Annotated in this window: 19 protein-coding genes; 5 read left to right on the plus strand and 14 right to left on the minus strand. The window is 64.3% G+C overall.

All coding sequences use genetic code 11. The features are described 5' to 3' along the window. Positions 1-18: 18 nt before the first annotated feature. From AB4Z51_RS10615 to AB4Z51_RS10625, 3 genes are all read right to left on the minus strand, one after another. A complete protein-coding gene (locus AB4Z51_RS10615) occupies positions 19-399 on the minus strand; it encodes a response regulator transcription factor (protein WP_441268471.1) in 381 nt (126 codons plus the stop codon). Positions 400-499: 100 nt separating this feature from the next. Then, positions 500-1,171: a response regulator transcription factor gene (locus tag AB4Z51_RS10620; protein ID WP_038944749.1), complete on the minus strand. Its 672-nt coding sequence runs from the start codon at positions 1,169-1,171 to the stop codon at positions 500-502. Continuing rightward, positions 1,168-3,045, minus strand: a complete 1,878-nt coding sequence (locus AB4Z51_RS10625; RefSeq protein WP_441268470.1) for a PAS domain-containing sensor histidine kinase — start codon at positions 3,043-3,045, stop codon at positions 1,168-1,170. Before AB4Z51_RS10625 ends, AB4Z51_RS10620 begins: the two co-directional genes overlap by 4 nt. A gap of 452 nt (positions 3,046-3,497) precedes the next feature. Here AB4Z51_RS10625 and AB4Z51_RS10630 point away from each other — a divergent pair, with 452 nt between their 5' ends. The 3 genes from AB4Z51_RS10630 to AB4Z51_RS10640 all read left to right on the plus strand — a co-directional run bounded on the left by AB4Z51_RS10630 (position 3,498) and on the right by AB4Z51_RS10640 (position 5,479). After that, entirely contained in the window at positions 3,498-4,337 is an 840-nt protein-coding gene (locus AB4Z51_RS10630; RefSeq protein WP_441268469.1) for a helix-turn-helix domain-containing protein, read from the plus strand. 23 nt (positions 4,338-4,360) lie between these two features. After that, on the plus strand, positions 4,361-4,543 hold the full coding sequence (locus AB4Z51_RS10635) for a hypothetical protein (RefSeq protein WP_223153619.1): 183 nt from the start codon (positions 4,361-4,363) through the stop codon (positions 4,541-4,543). A 69-nt stretch (positions 4,544-4,612) separates the two neighbouring features. Further along, entirely contained in the window at positions 4,613-5,479 is an 867-nt protein-coding gene (locus AB4Z51_RS10640; protein WP_441268468.1) for a PhzF family phenazine biosynthesis protein, read from the plus strand. Between the two features lie 63 nt (positions 5,480-5,542). Here AB4Z51_RS10640 and AB4Z51_RS10645 read toward each other — a convergent pair whose 3' ends face one another. The 10 genes from AB4Z51_RS10645 to AB4Z51_RS10690 form a co-directional block, all read right to left on the minus strand. Then, a complete protein-coding gene (locus tag AB4Z51_RS10645) occupies positions 5,543-6,274 on the minus strand; it encodes a YoaK family protein (protein ID WP_441268467.1) in 732 nt (243 codons plus the stop codon). Positions 6,275-6,326: 52 nt separating this feature from the next. Further along, entirely contained in the window at positions 6,327-7,109 is a 783-nt protein-coding gene (locus AB4Z51_RS10650) for a 3-hydroxybutyrate dehydrogenase (protein ID WP_441268466.1), read from the minus strand. A gap of 34 nt (positions 7,110-7,143) precedes the next feature. Beyond that, positions 7,144-8,760, minus strand: a complete 1,617-nt coding sequence (locus AB4Z51_RS10655) for an MDR family MFS transporter (protein ID WP_441268465.1) — start codon at positions 8,758-8,760, stop codon at positions 7,144-7,146. A gap of 82 nt (positions 8,761-8,842) precedes the next feature. After that, entirely contained in the window at positions 8,843-9,991 is a 1,149-nt protein-coding gene (locus AB4Z51_RS10660; protein ID WP_441497387.1) for an HlyD family secretion protein, read from the minus strand. 32 nt (positions 9,992-10,023) lie between these two features. Further along, positions 10,024-11,199 (minus strand): DUF3734 domain-containing protein, encoded by a 1,176-nt coding sequence (locus AB4Z51_RS10665; protein ID WP_441268463.1) that lies wholly within the window; start codon positions 11,197-11,199, stop codon positions 10,024-10,026. 33 nt (positions 11,200-11,232) lie between these two features. Beyond that, entirely contained in the window at positions 11,233-12,030 is a 798-nt protein-coding gene (locus AB4Z51_RS10670; RefSeq protein WP_166353821.1) for an acetoacetate decarboxylase, read from the minus strand. A 79-nt stretch (positions 12,031-12,109) separates the two neighbouring features. Further along, a complete protein-coding gene (locus tag AB4Z51_RS10675) occupies positions 12,110-13,315 on the minus strand; it encodes an NAD(P)/FAD-dependent oxidoreductase (RefSeq protein ID WP_441497388.1) in 1,206 nt (401 codons plus the stop codon). A 116-nt stretch (positions 13,316-13,431) separates the two neighbouring features. Next, positions 13,432-13,725, minus strand: a complete 294-nt coding sequence (locus AB4Z51_RS10680; protein ID WP_441268461.1) for a hypothetical protein — start codon at positions 13,723-13,725, stop codon at positions 13,432-13,434. 101 nt (positions 13,726-13,826) lie between these two features. Beyond that, entirely contained in the window at positions 13,827-14,777 is a 951-nt protein-coding gene (locus AB4Z51_RS10685) for a helix-turn-helix transcriptional regulator (RefSeq protein WP_441268460.1), read from the minus strand. A 52-nt stretch (positions 14,778-14,829) separates the two neighbouring features. Beyond that, positions 14,830-15,783, minus strand: coding sequence for a helix-turn-helix domain-containing protein (locus AB4Z51_RS10690; RefSeq protein WP_441497389.1), 954 nt, complete (start codon positions 15,781-15,783; stop codon positions 14,830-14,832). 447 nt (positions 15,784-16,230) lie between these two features. Between AB4Z51_RS10690 and AB4Z51_RS10695 the strand changes: the two genes are divergently transcribed. Then, positions 16,231-17,160, plus strand: coding sequence for a helix-turn-helix domain-containing protein (locus AB4Z51_RS10695; RefSeq protein WP_441268458.1), 930 nt, complete (start codon positions 16,231-16,233; stop codon positions 17,158-17,160). 8 nt (positions 17,161-17,168) lie between these two features. Here the strand turns inward: AB4Z51_RS10695 and AB4Z51_RS10700 are convergent, their stop codons facing one another. Continuing rightward, positions 17,169-18,092, minus strand: a complete 924-nt coding sequence (locus tag AB4Z51_RS10700; RefSeq protein ID WP_441268457.1) for a catalase — start codon at positions 18,090-18,092, stop codon at positions 17,169-17,171. A 436-nt stretch (positions 18,093-18,528) separates the two neighbouring features. Between AB4Z51_RS10700 and AB4Z51_RS10705 the strand changes: the two genes are divergently transcribed. Next, the gene (locus AB4Z51_RS10705; RefSeq protein WP_441268456.1) at positions 18,529-19,479 is read left to right on the plus strand and encodes a PDR/VanB family oxidoreductase; all 951 of its coding nucleotides are present in this window, start codon (positions 18,529-18,531) and stop codon (positions 19,477-19,479) included. Positions 19,480-19,493 lie beyond the last annotated feature (14 nt).

Below are 19,493 nucleotides of genomic sequence, written 5' to 3' on the forward strand. Positions count from 1 at the left end.
GCCCGAGCCGGGGCCCGACTATTGCGGCGCGTGGCCCGCCAGGGCCTCTTCGAGGCGGCGAATGATCTCGTCGCCGCTGGACGGCTTGCCGAGATAGCAATGCGCGCCAGCCGCCATGACGCGCTGGCGCACGGGTTCGCTAGGGAAAGCGGTCATGAAAATGATCGGGAAATGGCGGCCGGAGGCAACCAGGCGCGCCTGCAATTCATCGCCGGGAATGACCGGCATCTGAACGTCGGCGATCATGCAGGCCGGATCTTCTCCCGCCGGTTCCCGCAGGAAGGCGACGCCGGACTCGTAGGCGTGGGCTTCATAGCCGAGCGAACGCACCAGGCTCGCCAGCGACGCGCGCACGCCTTCGTCGTCGTCCACGATCGCAATCACCGGGGTTTTGGCCATTGGCACACATCCTGACCGCTGTGTTCCGCAGGGAGGATATCTCCCATTGGGCGGCCGATGGGGCCTTATGCACCGTGCGGCAGTCCCGCCGGAATTATACTCAGGTTTGGTCCGTAGTCTTTCGGTTCTGAGAAATCCCGAGCGCTTCGGCCTTGCGAACGAGGTCGGCCAGCGATCGGACCTCCATCTTGCGCATGACGTTGCCGCGGTGGATCTTGACGGTGATCTCGCTGAGGCCGATCAGGCCTGCCACCTGCTTGTTCATCAAGCCGGCGGTCACATGGCCCATCACCTCGCGCTCGCGCGCCGTCAGGCTCTCATACTGGATGCGGATATCCTCCTTCGTCGCGGCTTCCGCGCGGCGCTGCGCATCACGCTCGAGCGCTGCCGTCACAGCGTCGAGCATGTCCTGATCGCGAAACGGCTTGGACAGGAAATCCACGGCGCCAGCCTTCATGGCGCGCACCGACATTGGAATGTCCCCATGACCGGTCATGAAGATGATCGGATATCTGATGCCCTGGCGGGTCAGTTGCCCCTGGAGATCGAGGCCGCTCACGCCCGGGAGCCGGACGTCCAGCACGATGCAGGCCGGTTTGTCGGGCATGACGCCGCCAAGCAGCTCGGCCGGTGAGCCGAACAGGCGTGTCTCGAGGCCGACGGATCGGAACAGGCTGTCGAGCGAGGCACGGATGCTCGCGTCGTCATCAACGATGATGACGACTGAACTGGAGGATTGGGCCGGCGGTTGCACTTGGTTTGGTCGTGTCATGGCAAGGCGTGTTCTTGGCTAAATGGCAGTGTCAGGTGGAATGTCGCGCCCGAGCCCGGAGAGCTCTCCACGGACAATCGGCCGCCGTGAGCTTCCACCGTCGTTCGGCAGATCGCAAGTCCCATGCCCATGCCGCCGCCCTTGGTGGTGAAGAACGGATCAAACAGGCGCGGCAAGTCGTCAGGCTGGATGCCCGGGCCGCTGTCCTCGACCGTGATGGCGAGGTTTTCGCCGTCCACGGTTCCGGCGCGCAGCGTAACGGTGCGGGAACCAGGCCGGCCTGACATGGCCTGGCCGGCATTGATCAGAAGATTGACCAGGACCTGCTGAAGCTGGATCCGGTCGCCGCGAACCGGCGGCAGGCCATGCTCCGTCTCGACGATGAGGGTGACGTCGTCCTTGACGAGCTCGCGCGCGACCAGGAGGGTCGCTTCCTCGATGATCTCGTCGATCTGCAGCAGATCCTGCTGGGTAGGGGCCTTCTTCAGGAAAGTCCGGATGCGGGTCACGATCTCGCTGGCGCGGCGGCCCTGAGCAACGACGTGACCGATCGTCGCCGCAACCTCCTTGAGATCGGGCACGTCGCGGCGCAGCCACCGCAAGCCAGCCTCGCCGCTGGTGACGATCGCTGCCAGAGGCTGATTCACCTCGTGGGCAATGGACGCGCTGAGCTCGCCGAGGGTGGCGACGCGCGCGGCATGCGCCAGTTCCGCCTGCGCCGCGAGCAGCGCATCCTGTGCCTGCTTGCGCTCGGTGATGTCGATGACGAAGGCGAGCACGTTGCGATCTCCGTCGGGCTCGGCCGGAAAGGTGATCGTAAACATGACGGGAACCTTGCGTCCGTCGAGACTCACGAAATCGGTCTCGCCTTCGTGGAACCGCTCTCCTTCCGCGAATGCGATCAGCGCGCCGAGGAAACGGCGGTGGTTCTCGTCCAGAAGCCTGTCCACGTTCGCGATGAAGGCCGCAGAGTCGCTTGCTCCCGCCATCTTCTGGAGGGCCGGATTGACGTCGGTAATTCTGGCGAGCCGGCGGACATGCCGCACGAATTCAGGATTTCGTGCAAGGTAGTCCCGCAACGTGGCGCCTCCGGTCTCCAGCGAATTCAGCGCGGTCCGCACTGCGCTCCAATCCTCCTCGACGACGCCGACCCGGCTTGCGTCGAACATCCGGCGGTATCGCTGCTCGCTCTGCACCAGCGCGTTATGTGCCGCGACGCGGTCCGTGACGTCGGTGTGGGTTTCAAGGACTCCAACGGGTTTGCCGAGATGGTCGTGCTGGAGCGCCCATCTTGCATCGACGGTGAGTGCGCCGCCGGCCTTCGTCCGCTGCTCCAGCCTGCCTTCCCATCGGCCGATGTCGAGCAGGCCGGCCTCGATGGCCTCTCGCCGGTCGGGATATTTGGTTCTCAGCAGCGCGTCGGCGAGTTGCCCGACCGCCTCGTCGGCCGACCAGCCGTAGGCCTGTTCCGCGGCCCTGTTCCAGAAACTGATCACGCCGCCGCGATCCCTGACGAAGATCATGTCATGCGAGAGATTGAGCAAGCGCGCCTGCGCCGCGAGGCGCTTCGTCGCCGCCTGATTCTGGAGCGCCAGCAAGGTCGTGATTCCGATGGCTGCGAGGCTCACCAGCGCACGAAGGGCAGGCGAGGCGATCGCCTCCAGATCGTGCGACAGTAGATAGGCGGTTATGGTCAGGACGCTGCAGCCGACAGCGGCGGCGATGATGTCGTTACGCCGGTGCGTCCTCGCCGCGAGCAGGATCGCAACGACGTAGAGAACTGCGACCGCGCCCTCGAGCGGCGTCAGCACATCGACCAGGAAAACCGCGAAAGCGAGGACGGCAGACCAGAACCGCAAGCCGGCGCGGCTCATCGATGAACCCGTGGCCCGATCAAGACTGGTCATCGTCGCTGGTGGTCGCTCTGCTCATTTTCRGTCACGTTGATGCCGCGATTTGATCGGGCCGACAACATGCGGCAACATGATTTTCGTGCTCTCTTGAAAGACGTTGCCGCGGTTTGATCCCGCGCGCGTGCCGATGAGGCACATTCCCCGGCAAAAACGGGGTTTTGYGTGAGTTTCCGACCATTGGCGAGCGCGTCAACTTACCGCAGGGCGAGATCAGTTCCGCCATCGCGGCGAACGGGACGCCCGTGCGGCCGGCGACGCCGCGGTCATACCTAGGTATGACGCGATCAACCCGAGAACCTATCCGGTGCACCCGCGCGTAGAATGGAGCGCGGGGACCGCCGAACTACTCTGCTCCCACATTCGGACGAGCCATTGGGTCTCGCCGGATCGAAAATGGGACAAGGAGTTCGACGATGTCGCTACAGATGTCACACCCGCTAGGCGCGAAGGATCATGTCGTCGGCTCGATCGGCGTCTCCGCCATCGATGGTTGCCAGTCCGGGCTTGCGGAACGTCCGGATCGCGCCGGCGAAAAGGCGATGACGCTGTCCCTCGTTCACCTCGATGTTGCCCTGGCCATCGAGACGCCCCCGCCGGGCGTGCGGAGATGCGCCGGCGACGGGCCCAGCTTCAGGGTATCGGCGAAACGCCTCGCGCGTGCCTCGGTCGAGACCGATCGGGAGGCCGGTGCAGGCGAGTTCCCGGACCCGGTGATGCGAAGCCTCTCCGATGCGCTCGCGGCAACCGAAGCGGCCCATCATCCTCACTCCGCCATCCTTGCGGACGCCTTGCGTCTTGCCATCCTGACCCGCAGAGCCAGCCGGCCGACGGCCGTCGCGCGCGACGAGACCGATCAGGCCGACGAGCGGTGCCGGTCTGTGCGGTCGTTACAGAAATGGCGCCTCAAGCGCGTGCTGCAATATGTCGACGAGAATTTGGCTGGCAAGATCACCTTGCAGCATCTGGCGGCGGTCGCCGGCCTCAGCCGCATGCACTTTGCCGCGCAGTTCCGCGCGGCCGTCGGCATGCGGCCTCACGACTTTCTGCTGAAGCGGCGGATCGAACGCGCCCAGGAACTGCTGAGGCGCGCCGACGTCTCGCTGGTCGACGTTGCCTTGACCGTCGGATTCCAGACCCAGGCGCATTTCACGACGGTATTCAAGCGTTTCGCCGGCGATACGCCTTATCAATGGAGGAGCGCCTACCTTGCGCAATTCCTGCCGCTGCCTCGCGCCGAAGTTGGGCCGTCATGAGCAGTGTTGGCGTTGAGGCCCTGATGCTGCCGCTGGCCGGCATTCACCTGGCGATGACGCAGCATGAAGTCACGGGCGTGCTGGAGATCGCCCGTGCTCTCGGCAACTCCTATCGCCTGGCATCGTCAGATCCGGGATCCGGCGCTCTCTATGGCCGGTTCATTTTCGATTTCTGCCGAACCATCGTCACGGTTGTCGCGCGATAGCCTCGAGCCCTTTACAAGCGGGGCAGGTCAAGCGTTAACACTGCGATGGCAAACCGCAGAGCGAGAGTCATGAGAGCCTACAAAGTCGTCGACGCCTTCTCCTCCAAACCCTTCCTGGGAAACCCCGTCGCAGTCGTCCTTGATGCTGAGGGGCTGGCGACGGCCGAAATGCAGGCAATTGCCCGCTGGACGAACCTGTCGGAAACGACATTTCTCTTGCCGCCCACGAGTTCCGAGGCGGACTACCGCCTGCGCATTTTTACCCCCCGCAGCGAACTGCCGTTTGCCGGGCATCCGACGCTCGGCAGCGCCCATGCCGTGTTGGAGGCGGGCCGCGTGATGCCCCGGGGCGGCCGTCTCGTCCAGGAATGCGGTGTCGGGCTGGTGCGGATTGCCGTGGAGGGCGATGGCGCGGAGAGGCGTCTGACGCTTACGTTGCCGCCAGCGAAGGTCACGGCTCTTTCAGCCGCAGACGTCGATGAACTGGAGGCAGTCATCGGGCATCGGATCGTTCGCGAGGTGGCTCCAGCGATCGTGGATGTCGGGGCCATCTGGGTCGTCGCGCAACTTGCCGACGCGGACAGCGTTCTCGCGCTGACGCCGGACTTCCAGCGCTCGGCTGCCTTCGAGAAGCGACTCGGTGTGACCGGGCTCTCGCTTTTTGGCCGTCACGCTGATGGCGAGGCGGCTATCGAGGTGCGTTCTTTTGCACCATCATGCGGCGTCGAGGAGGACCCGGTATGCGGCAGTGGAAACGGCGCCATCGCCGTGTTCCATCGCGACCGCGGTCTCCTCAAGGCCGGGACGAGTTACACGGCGGCGCAGGGGCGCTGCGTCGGGCGCGACGGCCGCATCGCCTTGGCGATCGAGGCGGACGGCGAGATCAGCGTTGGCGGCGCTTGCGTTACGTGCGTGGATGGCCGGATTGCCGGTTAAGCCATAGGTCGCTGGTCGATCATGCCGCGCTTCGGCTGCGGTACGCATATTGAAACAGACCCGCTAACGCACTGCGACCGCAACGGCAGACAAGGCTGCGGGAAGGGACCAGGCCCAGTCTCCCAGTACTGAAACAGCCGCCGCGGCGGCGACACAGCCGAAGATGAAGCCGAGCAAACGATGGAGCGAGCGACCCAGCGGCGTTGAATCATGCGGCAGCAGAGGGGTGCGTGGAGCGAGCAGGTCCATCGTCGACAAGACGGCATTGGCCAGATTGCCGGTCATCACCGCCGTCGAGATCGCGCCCGGCAGAGCGAGGCGAAGGAGCGCGTACTGGCAGGCCATGGCCGACACGGCGATCATCGCGGCCGCGCCGGCCCGGGATCCAGCCGCATCGGCAGATGGCCTTGTGATGACGCTGAAGATCAACAGCGCGGCCAGCACGAGGAACTGAACCCGAAGCAACAGTCGCGCCAGGCTCGAACCGTGCCGGCCGGAAGCTTGGGCGATCAGCCAGACGGTCGCCAGGGTCAGCATGAAAACGGGAATCGCCAACAATTGTGCCCAATGAAACGGGCCGCCATCGACGGCAACGACGGCGGCCAGCACGATGTTGCCGGTCACGTGAGCCGTGAAGATATGACCCAGCGTGAAGAAGCCGGTGAAGTCGACCATTCCGGCGATGATGCTGAGCAGCGGTGGCAGCCGCGCCTCCAGGCGCGACAGCTCCGCAGCGTCATCCGCTGAGTCCGCGGACCTTTGCAGCACGAGGAGGTCTCTGGCGAGCAGGGACATCTTTGGCTACTCCGATGCCGGCCGTCCACATGGGCCGCTAATTGACTATCGGCTACTGTGCCGTCCATCCGCCATCGACCGCGATCGCGGTGCCCGTGATCTGGTCCGCCGCAGGCGAACACAGGAACGCCACGGTGCCTCCAAGCTGCTCCGGAGAGACGAACTCGGATGACGGTTGTTTCTCGCCCAGGAGTGCCTTGGCGGCGTCCTTTTGACTGATGTTTTTCTGCGCGGCGGTGTCGCTGATCTGCTTTTCGACCAAGGGCGTCCGCACCCAGCCGGGACAGACTGCGTTGCAGGTCACGCCGCTGCCGGCGGTCTCCAGGCCAACCACCTTGGTCAGGCCGATCAACCCGTGCTTGGCGGCGACGTAGGCCGCCTTGTGCGTCGAAGCGACGAGGCCGTGGGTTGAGGCGATGTTGACGATCCGGCCCCAGCGCTGCTTCTTCATCTGGGGCACTGCCGCCGCGATGCCGTGAAACGCGGCCGACAGGTTGATGTCCAGGATCGCATGCCACTTGGCCGACGGAAATTCTTCCACCGGCGCGGTGAACTGGATGCCGGCATTGTTCACGAGGATGTCGAGGCGTCCGAACGTCTCGATTGTCGCGGCGATCAATCGGCGCACGGTGTCGCCCTTCGACATATCAGCGCCATCGTAGACTACGCGCACGCCGTGCTCGCGCTCGATCCCGCCGCGGATGGCTTCGATCTCGCCGGGGTCGCCGAAGCCGTTCAACACGAGGTTGACGCGGAGCCTGGCCAACTCTCTGGCGATTCCGAGCCCGATACCGCTGGTCGATCCGGTGACGACAGCGACCTTATCCTTCAACATGGCAGTTCCTTTCGACGTCAGGTGGGGTGGGGGACTAGTGGGTGCCGCCGGCCTCGATCTGGCCGGGTTTCTTCAGCATCATGGAGGCGGCGAGTGCGACGATCAGCGCGACACCGAGCAGGTAGAACATGTCGCCGAAAGCCAGGATGAAGGCCTGCTTCTGCACGATCTTGCCGATCGCGACATAGGCGCGGTGAGCGGCGTCGATGCGATCGGTCACGCCGTGGCTCATGAAATACTGCGTCAGTTTATCGAGTCTGGCTTGTGTGGCCTGTTCCAGCAGCGAGACCGACTGCGTCAGCACGTTGGAGTGATATTGCTCGCGCTTGGTGAGCAGCGTCTGCAGCAGCGCGATGCCGACGGCGCCGCCGAGGTTACGCATCATGTTGAACAGGCCCGAGGCCGAACCCGCGTTCTCCGCCTCGATGCCCGATGTCGCGACAGCCGACAGCGGGGCGAACACCAGCGCCTGACCGAAGGCGCGGACGACGTTCGGCCAGAAGAGCTGGTCGGTGGCGTAGTCGTTGGTCATCGAGATGTTCATGAAGTTGGAGGCTGCGAACAGCGCAAAGCCGACACCGATGATGAGCCGCGCGTCGAAGCGCCGTAACAGTTGCGGCACCAGCGGGATCAGCAACAGCTGCGGCAGCCCGGTCCACGCCAGCACCATGCCGATCTGCTCGGCGTTGTAGCCCTGGATGCGCGATAGATAGACCGGCAGGATGAAGACCGAGCCGTAGAGCGCGATGCCGAGCAGGAAATTGGCGAGGATACCGAAGCCGAAATTGCGACGCGCGAGGAGGCGGAGGTTCAGCAGCGGCTTCCTCGCCGCCAGCTCGATCCACAGGAAGGCCGACAGCGCGATCGCCGCGACGATCGACAGCTTGACGATGAACGGCGAGCCGAACCAGTCGTCCTTGTTGCCTTCCTCGAGCACGGTCTGCAGCGCGGCGAGGCCGATCGCCATGGTGGCGATCCCGGCCCAATCGCCCTCGCGCAGCAGCGACAGCTTCATCGGTTGCGACTCGAGCGAGACGAACAGCAAGCCGATCATGACCGCGCCCGGCACCAGGTTGACGTAGAAGATGTACTGCCAGCCCCAGTTCTCGGTGAGATAGCCGCCGATGGTCGGCCCGATCGCGGGCGCAAAGGTCGCGGAGATCGCAAACAGCGCCAGCCCGATCGGCTGCTTCGCCTTTGGCAGCAGCGTGATGATGAGCGTGAACGCCATCGGGATCAGCACGCCTCCGGTAAAGCCCTGAACGGCGCGCAACACGATCATCTGCGACAGGTTTTGCGCCAGCGCGCAGGCCGCCGAGAACACCAGGAACAACGTCGCATTGGTCAGGAGATAGATGCGGATCGAGAACGCCTGCGCGAGCCAGCCGGACAGCGGAATCACCACAATCTCGGCGATCAGATAGGAGGTCGAGATCCAGCCGCCATCATCGATACCGGCCCCGATCGCGCCCTGGATGTCAGCCAGCGAAGCGTTGACGATCTGGATGTTGAGCACCGCCATGAAGGCGCCGAGCGTGGCGCCGGCGATGGCGATCCAGGTCTTGGCGGAGACCGCCGGGGCCGGTGTGGTGACGGACCGCTCGTCTTCGCCGGCGGGCACGGCATCGATGGCCGGTTGCAGTGTGGTCATGGTTGTCTGCTCGTCGCTTGCGAGAGAAGCATTGCTGAACGGACTGTCCGGGAGGAGACAACCGCCAGGGACGCGTGTTCATTCAACTGCGAGGCTCGGGGCGCTGCGATGCGAGACGCTTTTTGCTTTCGCGTTCGGCGATCGCCACCGATCTGGTGTTGATGGTCGGCTCGGCCGACATGCCGGGACGGAGCAGGCCGGTCAGGCTGCGGTCGTCGAGGACGATTTTCACCGGCATGCGCTGTACGATCTTGGTGAAGTTGCCAGTCGCGTTGTCGGGCGGCAGCAGCGCGAACTCCAGGCCGCTTGCCGGGGACAGGCTGTCGACATGGCCCTGCAGTCTGGTGCCGCGGAAGCTGTCGATGGTCAGCTCGACGGGCTCGCCACCGCGCACATGGGTGAGCTGGGTTTCCTTGAAATTGGCGACGATGTACACGGCATCGAGCGGGACGACGGCCATCAACTGCGTACCGGCCTGGACGAATTGCCCGACCCGGAGCGAGCGCGCACCGACGGTGCCGTCGACCGGCGCGATGATGCCGGTGTAGGAGAGGTTCAATGCCGCCTGCTGCTCGACCGCGCGGGCGCGGTCGCGCTGCGCGACTGCCCTGGCGCGTTCGGTGGAGAGCACGTCGACCTTGCGCTCGGCCGCGAGCAGGCCCGACTTCGCGTGCTGCAATTGCGCGGCGGCGGCGCGCAGTGCCGCGTCGGTCTGCTGCGCGCGCTGCACCGTACCGGAGCCCGTCTTCATCAGCCCGTCGTATCGGGCCTGCTCTTCCTGCGCGAAGTTCAGATTGGCCGTGGCGGCCGCGACATCGGCCGTGCCTTGCTCGATGATCGGCTGCTGCAGGGCAAGCTGTGCATCGAGATTGCGGACAGCGGCGTCGGATGCGGCGACGTCGGCGCCGGCCTGGTCGAGCGCGGCGCGGAAATCGCGATCGTCGATCTTTGCCAGCAACTGGCCGGCCTTCACGGCTTCGTTGTCGCCGACCAGGACCTGCGCGATATAGCCCGACACTTTCGGCGAGATGATCGTGGAATCCGCCTTCACATAGGCGTCGTCCGTGGTCTCCAGATAGCGGCCGATGGTGAGATAGTGGTGGCCGAACTCGGCTGCGGCGACGACGCCCAGGGCCAGTGCCAAGGCGAGGGCGGCCCGCCTGATCGCCTGCCCGGATGGCCGAAGGCTGGTTTTGGCGCCCTGCTCGGGAGCATAGGGAATGGAAGACATGGTATTCTCCGAAACGAGGTGGGCGGTGAGATTCAGTCGCGACGATGGACGTCGTGGGTGACGATGCCGAGCTCGGGAGCCGGCGGGTCCAGGCGTCGCGGATCGGCCAGCGTGCGGCGGATATCGTCCAGTCCGCTCTGCCAGTGAGCGCGCATCGCGCTCAGCCCGAACTCGTAATCCCTCGAATGGCCCTCGTGGATCTTGGTCTGATAGATCAGGTGCACGATGTTGTAGCAACGATGGCGCGCCATCTCCGCAATCGCGCGGATCTCGGGATCGTGCCTGGCGGCGTCCGGCAATTTCGCGATCGTGCGCTGCAAGGCCTGACGCATCTTCTGCATCCGCAGTACCTGGTCGGTCACGGCGCGTGTGCGGCTCGAATACTGGATGTCCTTCTGCCGGCTCGACACTTCCATCATGTCGTGGGGAACGTGGCCCTTGGCCGACCAGAGATCGATCTGGAACGTCAGCGTGTCACACGGCTCGCCGGACAGCACGCGAGATAAAGGCGTGTTCGAAACCACGCCGCCATCCCAATAGTGCTCGCCTTCGATCTCGACGGCGGGGAAGCCCGGCGGCAGCGCACCCGATGCCATGAAATGCTTCGGTCCCAGCCGGCGCTCGGCGGTGTCGAAATAGGTCAGGTTGCCGGTGCGGACGTTGACCGCGCCGACGCTGACGCGCACGTCGCCGGAGTTCAGCCGGTCGAAGTCGACGAGCCGTTCCAGCGTCCGGTGCAGGGGTGCCGTATCGTAAAAGCTGGTTGCGGAGTCGCCCGAGAACGGTGACCAGAGCGGCGAGGGGAAGCGTGGCTTGAAGAAGCCTGGCTGGCCGTGGATCAAGGCCCGCGCCGCTGCCATTGCGTTGCGTACCGAGTTGATGTCGAACGCAAAGGGCAGTGCGTTGGCGAGCCCTTCGCCGGCGGGCCACTCGATCGAAAACGCACAGATGGTTTCCCAGAACTCGCGCAACCGTGCAACACGCTCGCCTTCGGGCGAGCCCGCGATGATCGCGGCGTTGAGCGCGCCGATCGAAATGCCGGCCAGCCAGTTCGGCCGGATGCCGGCCTCGTGCAGGCCTTCATAGACTCCGGCCTGATAGGCGCCGAGTGCGCCACCGCCTTGCAACACCAGGGCGACGACATCGTAGGGCAGCGAATTGCTCCGCTGCGGCACAGGATTGGTTTGCTCGCGCATCACGTTCAGCATTTTGAGGACTCCCGATGGTACGGATAATGTCGATCAGCCGGCATTGGCGTCGACCAGGGTCTCGGAGGATCCGCGCCGCCGCACGATTTCGCTCGAGGCCAGATAGTCGTGGACCACGGTGCCGAGCCCCAGCGTCAGGTCGGCAACGATATGCTTCGCCGAGAGCACCTGGAGGACCGGCAGCTCGGCGACGGGGGCGAGGGCGTGCGAGTACAGATCGAGCGCAGCGGGCCCAGTCCAGGCGCCCTTCACGGTGATGTCTTCGAGATGGAAGCGCACCAGCTCGCAGATGCGCGGCGTGCCGTCGACATGCGGAATGATCTTGAGCAGGAAATTCGGTGCGGCGAGCTTTTTTGCTTCGGCCGCGGCGTCGAGGGCCCGGTGCTTGTAGCCCATCGTGCCCGTCGCGATGCGGACCGAGCCGTAGTTCAAGGTGCCGACCAGCGTGTCGGTCTCGACCTCAAGTTTCGGCTGCGCCAGCTTCTTGGGAAAGCCCCAGAGCTCGCGCCCGCCTGCAATTGGCGGATGATCGTTGAGGAACATCTGGTGGACGAAGCTGCCGGCCTTGCCCTGATAGGACACCGGAATGACCTGCCCACTTTCGGTGTAGTCGCCGAATCCGGTCGAGTCCGGCATTCGGATGAACTCATAGTTCACCACCGGTTCGGTGATTTCGAGTGGTGCCGGCACGATCCGGCGCAGTGCCTCGGGATCTGTCCGGTACTGGATGATGAAGTATTCGCGATTGATGAAGCGATAGGGGCCGGGCGGGAAAGCCGGGCTGGTCAGCGGCATGGCGAACGCGCTCGCGCGCACGGTCTCGTGTTTCATCATGGTCGGCTCCGGTTGGTATGGGGTGATCGGGCCGGGCCCGCGCACGGTCGGCGCGGCCCGGCTTCGCGTGAGGCAGCTAGACCTCGCCGACGTGCTCCGGATCGGCCGAGGCCAGCGCGGCCGCACGTTCCGGTCGGGGCGGATAGATCCAGACAGTATTGATCTGCTGCTTGGTCCGCTTCGCCTCGTCGCCGACGAGTTCGAGCTTCCGATCCCAGCCTCGCGTGAAGATCGCGCCGGCTTCTCCCAGATCGAGGCATGTGGCGTAGGCCTTCTGGTGATAAGGCCTGGTCGCGACACCCAAAAGTTCGGCAGCGGCATTGTTGCCGGCAAACGCGCCCATTCGCGTGGCATGCTGGCACGACATCAGCGCGTGGTTGCCGACGTCATCACACGCTGCCTTGGCGGCATCGCCGGTGGCGAAGACGCCGGCGACACCAGGGACGCGCAAGTCGCGGTCGACAATGAGGCGGCCCAGATTGTCGCGCTCGGYCGGGATCTGCGCGGTCAAAGGAGCGGCGCGCATGCCGGCGGCCCAGATCACGGTCTCCGCTTCGATGTGTTCACCGCTGGAAAGCGTGACGCCAGACTTGTCGAGCGAGGCGACACCGGTGCCGAGGCGGGTCTCCACGCCAAGCTTGCGCAGCGCATCCTCAATGACGGGGCGGGAATCTGCGCCCATATCGTGAGCGATTGTGCTGTTGCGATCGACGATGACGACGCGCGCCTTGGCGTTCTTGCCGAGGACCGCACGCAGCCGCGCCGGCATCTCCGTCGCTGTCTCGATACCGGTGAACCCGCCGCCGGCCACGACGACCGTATCGCGTCCGTTCCTTGCAGGCCGATCGGCCAGATCATGGAGATGCCGCTCCAGCGCAATCGCATCGTCGAGCTTGTCGACGCTGAAAGCGTGCTCGGCGATGCCGGGGATGTTCGGTCGGAAAAGCCGGCTGCCGGTGGCAACGACCAGCCGATCGTAGGAGAGAGTCTGCTTCGTGCCATCGGCCGTGACGAGCTCGATCGCACGAGACTTGGTATCGATGGTCCCGGCGCTGCCTTTCACGTAGACGACGTCGATGGCCTTCAATACGTCTTGCAGAGGTGCCGTCAGGGTTTCCGGCTTGCTTTCGTAGAGGCGGGGCCGGACCACGAGCGTCGGCTCCGGTGCAACAAGCGCGATCTCGAGCTGTTCGGGCGAAGCGCCCTGAATGTCCCGCAGGCGCGCGGCAGAAAGTGCGGCGTACATGCCGGCAAAGCCGGCGCCGATAATGACGAGTCGCATTTGATGATCTCCTGTGGATTGAGCTTTCCGGGCATGGGCGCGTCACCGCCGCCGCCACTCTCGTGGCGGATCGTCGAGGCCGATGACGCGAAGACGTGAAGTGAGATCGCGAATTCTCAGGGAGAGGGGCAGCCTGGCATCGAAGCCATCGGCGGCGGCCGGCGGTGACGAAAGAAAATTGGCTCGATGGCGTTCGGACGCCAGTCGGCGTAAGGGAGCTGGCCGCCATCCCTGTCGATGATGGACATCACCGGACTTGCGTCGTGTACGGACTGCGGCGGTATTTCCACTTCCTCGCCGGTTGCCGAGGTGAAGCGAACGGCCAATGAAAGTCCGTACATGATGGCGCTTGCGGCCATCCTTCGTCGCGGCACGAGTTTGACCGGACTAACGAAGTTCTTCCAGGTCATTGTTCGTCTCCGTCTCTTGGATCGAGGGCACCCTGATCATTTAGCGGAGCGGACCTGCAGTTGCGCCAGAGCGATTGCTCTGCCTGCAGAGTGATTGCTGCTTAGCGCATGCGACGTCGCCAATCGCTCGGCGTTTCTCCCGTCAATCGCCTGAACGCGGCGGCAAAGGCGGTTTGAGAGGCATAGCCAAGCTCAGCCGCCACCGTGGCGATCGGGATTTCGGTGCCGCGCAGCGTGTTCATGGCCTGCTCGAGCCGGTGCTGGCGTAGCCAGCTATGCGGCGAAAGACCGGTGCTTTCCTTGAAAGCACGACAGAAGTGGAAGCGAGACAGGCCGGCGTCCGAAGCGAGCGCCGCAAGAGAGACGTCGGAATCGCTGTCCGAACGCAAGCGTTCGATCGCGCGTCGCAGAGCTTGGGGAGCCAGCCCGCCTATGATCGGCTCGATGGCGGTTGGCTCGCCGATGTGCGCGGCCAGGATGCGCGTGGCGATGATATCGGTCAGTCGCTGCCTGAAGAGTGCATCCAGAACCGCGTTGCCCTCCAACACATCCGCCCCACTCATCAGCAATCCGGATGTGACAGGGTCGAGATGCCCGGTTCGCTCCAGAAGATCACCTGGAATGGGCGCGTCGGCTTCGCGGGCGACGCGTTCGAGCGTTGCGTGCGGAAGATACAGCTGGACGACATCGACAGGACCGGGAATATCCCATCTGGCGCTCGAACCAGCCGGAATGATCGTCACGACTCCGGAGCGGGCCGTTCCGATTGCAACCGATTTTCCGGCGCGTCGCTCCAGGCGCTGAACGCCTGTGGGGTACGTCATGATGACGTGGTCGGTCATGGGCTCGACGACGTCGTGAAGAGCGCCGTGCTTCCAATGCGCGATGCCGCCATTGGAGGGGTCCGAAGCCATCTGGAGCGGCGCGGTCTTCAGGATGCGCGCCATCTCCACATCGGCACGCCGCCGCTCGACGTTCGGCGAGTCGCTGTGGCGCGCACCGGGTGCGGCCAGCAGAGCCCCCAAAGGATCGTGCACGATTGGCTTGTCCATGGAGTTAGTCTCGCGTTCGGAAGGCACTTCGGGACCCGCGGAGCGATTGCTGCTAACGCACGCGTCGTCGCCAATCGCTCGGCGTTTCGCCGTTCAATCGCTTGAACGCCGCGGCGAAGGCCGTTTGCGAAGCATAACCAAGCTCTGCCGCAACCAGAGCGATCGATGCGTCGGTATCGCGAAGCAGGTTCATGGCCTGCTCGAGCCGGTATTGGCGCAGCCAGGCGTGAGGCGAGAGCCCGGTGCTTTCCCTGAATGCGCGGCAGAAGTGGAAACGCGACAGGCCGGCATCGGAGGCGAGGGCATCGAGGGAGACGTCGGTATCGCTGTCCGAGCGCAAGCGTTCGATGGCACGGGCCAGGACCTTGGGCGAAAGCCCACCGATGGTCGGCTGGAATGGGGCTTGCGAGCCGGTATGGGCAACCAGGAGACGCATCGCCAGGAGGTCGATCAACTGATGCCTGAACAGCGTGTCCAGGGCCCCATTGCTCTCCAGCGTGTTGACCGCGCTCAGGATCAATCGGGACGTAATGGGATCAGGATGCGCCGTTCGCTCCAGGAGTTCGCTCGATGTGCCGCTCGCGGCTTCGTCGGCGACGCGTTTCAGCGTTGCGTGGGGGAGATAGAGCTGAACGACGTCGACGGGCTTCGGAATATCCCATCGGGAGCTCGATCCTTCGGGAATGATGATCACAGCCCCGCGACGAAACGTTCCAATCGCAACCGACCGTCCTGAGCGCCGCTCCATGTGCTGCACCGCGCCGTTGTAGGCCATGATGACGTGGTGGCTCATGGGCTCGACGACGTCGTGCAACGGTTCGTGTTTCCAGTGGGCGATCCCGGCACCGGAGGAGTCCAATGCCACGCGAAATGGTTCGGTGTGGAGCACACGCGCCATCTCGGCATCAGCGRCACGCCGCCCGGTCGACGACGATCGGCCTTGGCTTGGCTCGGATGCGGCCGGAGGATTTTCACGCGCAGAATTGTGCGAGATCGGTTTGCTCATTGGACGTGCTCGTCTCAGGGGCCTTGCACTCGCGCCTGAGCGCGATTTGCGCGCCCGGCGTGAAGCCATCGCTTCTTTTGCGCCCGTACGGGTGCCGCAGCGCGCCGCGAGCGCTCGGTGTGGTTTTCTAGGCACGTGGGACTACGGGGTCTTTCCTGAAACCGCGGTGCTTGTCCTGATTCTGCTCAAAGCACTCGGACGCGAGATCTTGTGATCGGCGATCCTCGGACGACTGCGGAGAATCAAGCTCACGATTTACGCATTAGATATTGAAATCGCTTCTGAAAATGGCTTTGCCACAATCGACAGCGGCGGCCCGTCGCAATCGCAAATCACGCCGCGACGCGACTGGACCGCCGTACTCCGAAGCGGATAATGCTACCGACCTCCAGGGCGACGGCAGTCAGATGGGTTGCCTGGTCAGAATTCCACGGATGGGTCGATCGAATGGCACTGGCTGGCACCTTCGGACAGAGGGTCAAGCGGCAGTTGAGCCTGGCGGATGCACCTCCTTCGCTGATCACGCGGTCGCGGCGAGGCGTCGACGTTGCGGTCACCGAAACCCTGAACAGTGAGCCGGTAGAGGGTCTTTCCGGCTCGCTTGCCGACGACGCCTATCTCGTCAGCCTGAAGCTGCAGGATTATCCTGACTGCGAGCTCTGGGAGCACGGCAAGTGCTTTACGAAGACGGATGTCAGAGCCGGTACGACCTATCTGTACGATCTCCGGCACGATCCGCGCTTCGTCATCGACAAGCCGTTCCATTCCGTCCATTTCTATCTTCCCCGTCTGACGCTCGACGGAATCGCGCGAGAAGCCCGCACGCCGCCCATTGGCGACCTCGCGTGCCGGTATGGTTTCGGCCATGACGACGAGATCATGCGCCATGTCGGTGCCCTGATGTTGGAAGGACTGCGTCGTCCGGCGGAGGCCAACCAGCTCTTCATCGACCACATGATGCTCGCGTTCACGGCCCACATTGCCCAGACCTATGGCGGATGGGAGCGCGTCGCGGATGCGGCCCGGGGCGGTCTTTCCCCATGGCAGGTGAGGCGAGCCTGCGAAAGGCTCGACTCGGATCTTGGCGGGACGCTTTCACTGCAACAGATCGCGGCCGAGTTTGGTCTCTCGGTTAGCCATTTTTCCCGCGCGTTTCGAATCTCGACCGGCCTTCCGCCTCACCAGTGGCTGCTCCGCCAGCGTGTAAAGGCGGCAAAGCAGTTGATGACCCTGCGCGACCTGCCGCTGTCCGAGATTGCGATCTCGGTCGGGTTCGCCAATCAAAGCCACTTGACGAAGGTGTTCTCGGCGCAGGTGGGCGTCAGCCCGGCGGCATGGCGCCGCGAAGCGCTTGGCATCAGAGACAGCGAGACGTGATCGTCCGATCAGCGGCGCTGAGCCAGTGAATTGGCGTAGGCGGCGCGGCGCGCCGCGAAGATCTCATCCGGCGGATAACCGATGCCCTCCGCAAGATTCGCCGGATCGAAGCCGGAAGTATCGCACGTCTCGTCGGCTTCGATCGCGGTGATCACGATCGTTCCGAGCCGTACGGCTTCCCGGTTGTCCTCATCCGGCCACCGGATCGTGACATCCTGCGTCGGGTCGTCGGGACGACCGAGCAGCGCCATCAGGCTGAACCGGATATCGCGCGTCGCGATCCTTCCCTTGAGATCGTCGTGCAGGACGTCGGCGGACGTCGTCCTGCCCTTGCCCTCGATCATCGCAAGTTCGCCACCGACCGGGACGACCTTGAATTTGATGAACTGCGTCTCGCCCTTCGAATTCGTTGCAGGGAAGGCATGGACGGCCCAGTAGGTCGTGCCGGCAAAGCTCGGGGGAGGCGGATGCGCGGCGATGTAGTTCGCCTGACGCAGCGTTTCGGGATTGGCGGTGGAGAAGGCCTTGATCTTCTCCAGGTCCGGCCTTCCGTCGCGACCGGGCATGCGCGAGGTGAGGAATGCCAGCATTTGATCGAGCGTCCTCGCATAATGAACCGGAGCGCTCTGTGTGAGGATGTCGGAGCGATGCTCGTCGTTGCCGAGCCTGAAGCTGAAGCCGCGCGGCGTGAGATCCCTGGTCTCGGATTCGCGGGGACCGCCGTCCACCGAGAAGCGCGCCAGCACGCGCGATGGTGTTGTGAAGCTCCGCGACTTCGTGACCTCGTCGGCCCGATCCGAAGGGATGTAGGTCCCCCGGACGCAGCGGCCTTTGGCAAAGCTCGCGCGTGCCTTGGGTGGATTGCCCAGAACGGCTTTCTGAGCCTCGACAATGGAGGCGGGTGTGGCGGTGCCGCTCGGGGACAGGGACATGGCTTGGTCTTGGATTTGCTCCCCTCAACCGTTAGCGGCGTGGATGCTTCCCCGCTCCAGAGCGATTGCTGTGCTTGCAGCGTGATTGCTGTCTTCTTGCGCGGTCACCAGGGCACTGAACGCGGCGCCGGCGGGCCGTCGGTGATAAAATACCTCAGCAAAATTAATAGCTTGAGTTGAAATCTTCCCACGGCCCATTATGGATCGAGGCGGGCGCTCAAAGGCGGCGTGTGCACGGGCAGCAAAGTCCATTGAAAGCACGGCCGGCCGTTCTTCGGAGTGATCCGTCATCTGCTGAGGCGCGGGCAACCTCCCTCCCTGCACCAACGAGACGTGCCTGGGACTGCCATCCGAGCCTGAGCCCGCGCCGGCGATTGACAGCTAATTATTACATGTCTAAAAATATGCAAATTCATATAATTCGTGAGATGCCTGAATGGACACGCATCCGCTCAAGCTCAAGGTCAGATCGTATGCCGCGGAGACGCCGTTCATACGGAGCCTCGTGCTTGGCGTGGAGGACGGCGTCGCGCCGCGATGGCAGGCGGGCGCACATATCCGCGTGGCGCTCCCGAATGGAGGCGACCGGCCGTACTCGCTGATGGCTTTGCCGGGCCTTCCCGAGAGTACGCTGGCGCTCGGGGTGCTGCGCGAGGAGGCATCGACCGGCGGCTCGCAGTTCATGCATGCGCTGAAGATCGGCGATGTCGTGAAGGCCAGTGCGCCGGTCAACAATTTTCATCTGCATGAGGGAGCGGCGCCCGCGCTGCTGTTCGCCGGCGGCATCGGCGTCACGCCGATCCTGTCGATGGCGGCGAATCTCGCGGCCCGAGGAAGCCCGTATCGCTTGCACTATGCGGGCCGCACGCAAGGCCTGCTCGCGTTCCTGCCGCACCTGCAGGAGATATGCGCCAAGGGCCTGTCCATCCACTACGACAGCGACGAGTCCCGCCTGGACATTGCAGCGACGCTCGGCGATGCCGCCGCAAACGCCCACATTTACGCCTGCGGTCCGGCCGGCATGATTGAAGCGGTGAAGGCGGCTGCGCTCGGCAGGGGCATTCCGGCCGACCGCATCCACTACGAGCTCTTCAAGGCCGAGCAATCGTCCTCGCCCGACTTGCCGTTCGAGGTCGAGCTCAAATCGACCGGGCGGGTCGTCAGCGTCGCGGCCGGTCAGACCATCATCCAGGCGCTGGAGGCCGCGGGTCTCGACGTGCTCTACGACTGCCAGCGCGGCGATTGCGGCATCTGCCAGTGCGGCGTGATCGAAGGGGTACCCGACCATCGCGACATCATCCTCAGCGACGACGAGAAGGCGTCCAACAAGGTCATGCAGATCTGCGTGTCACGCGCGAAGTCGGAACGTCTGGTGCTGGATCTCTAGGGGAGGCGAGGGAC

This window comes from Bradyrhizobium sp. 2TAF36, assembly GCF_052114925.1.
GTDB lineage: Bacteria > Pseudomonadota > Alphaproteobacteria > Rhizobiales > Xanthobacteraceae > Bradyrhizobium > Bradyrhizobium barranii.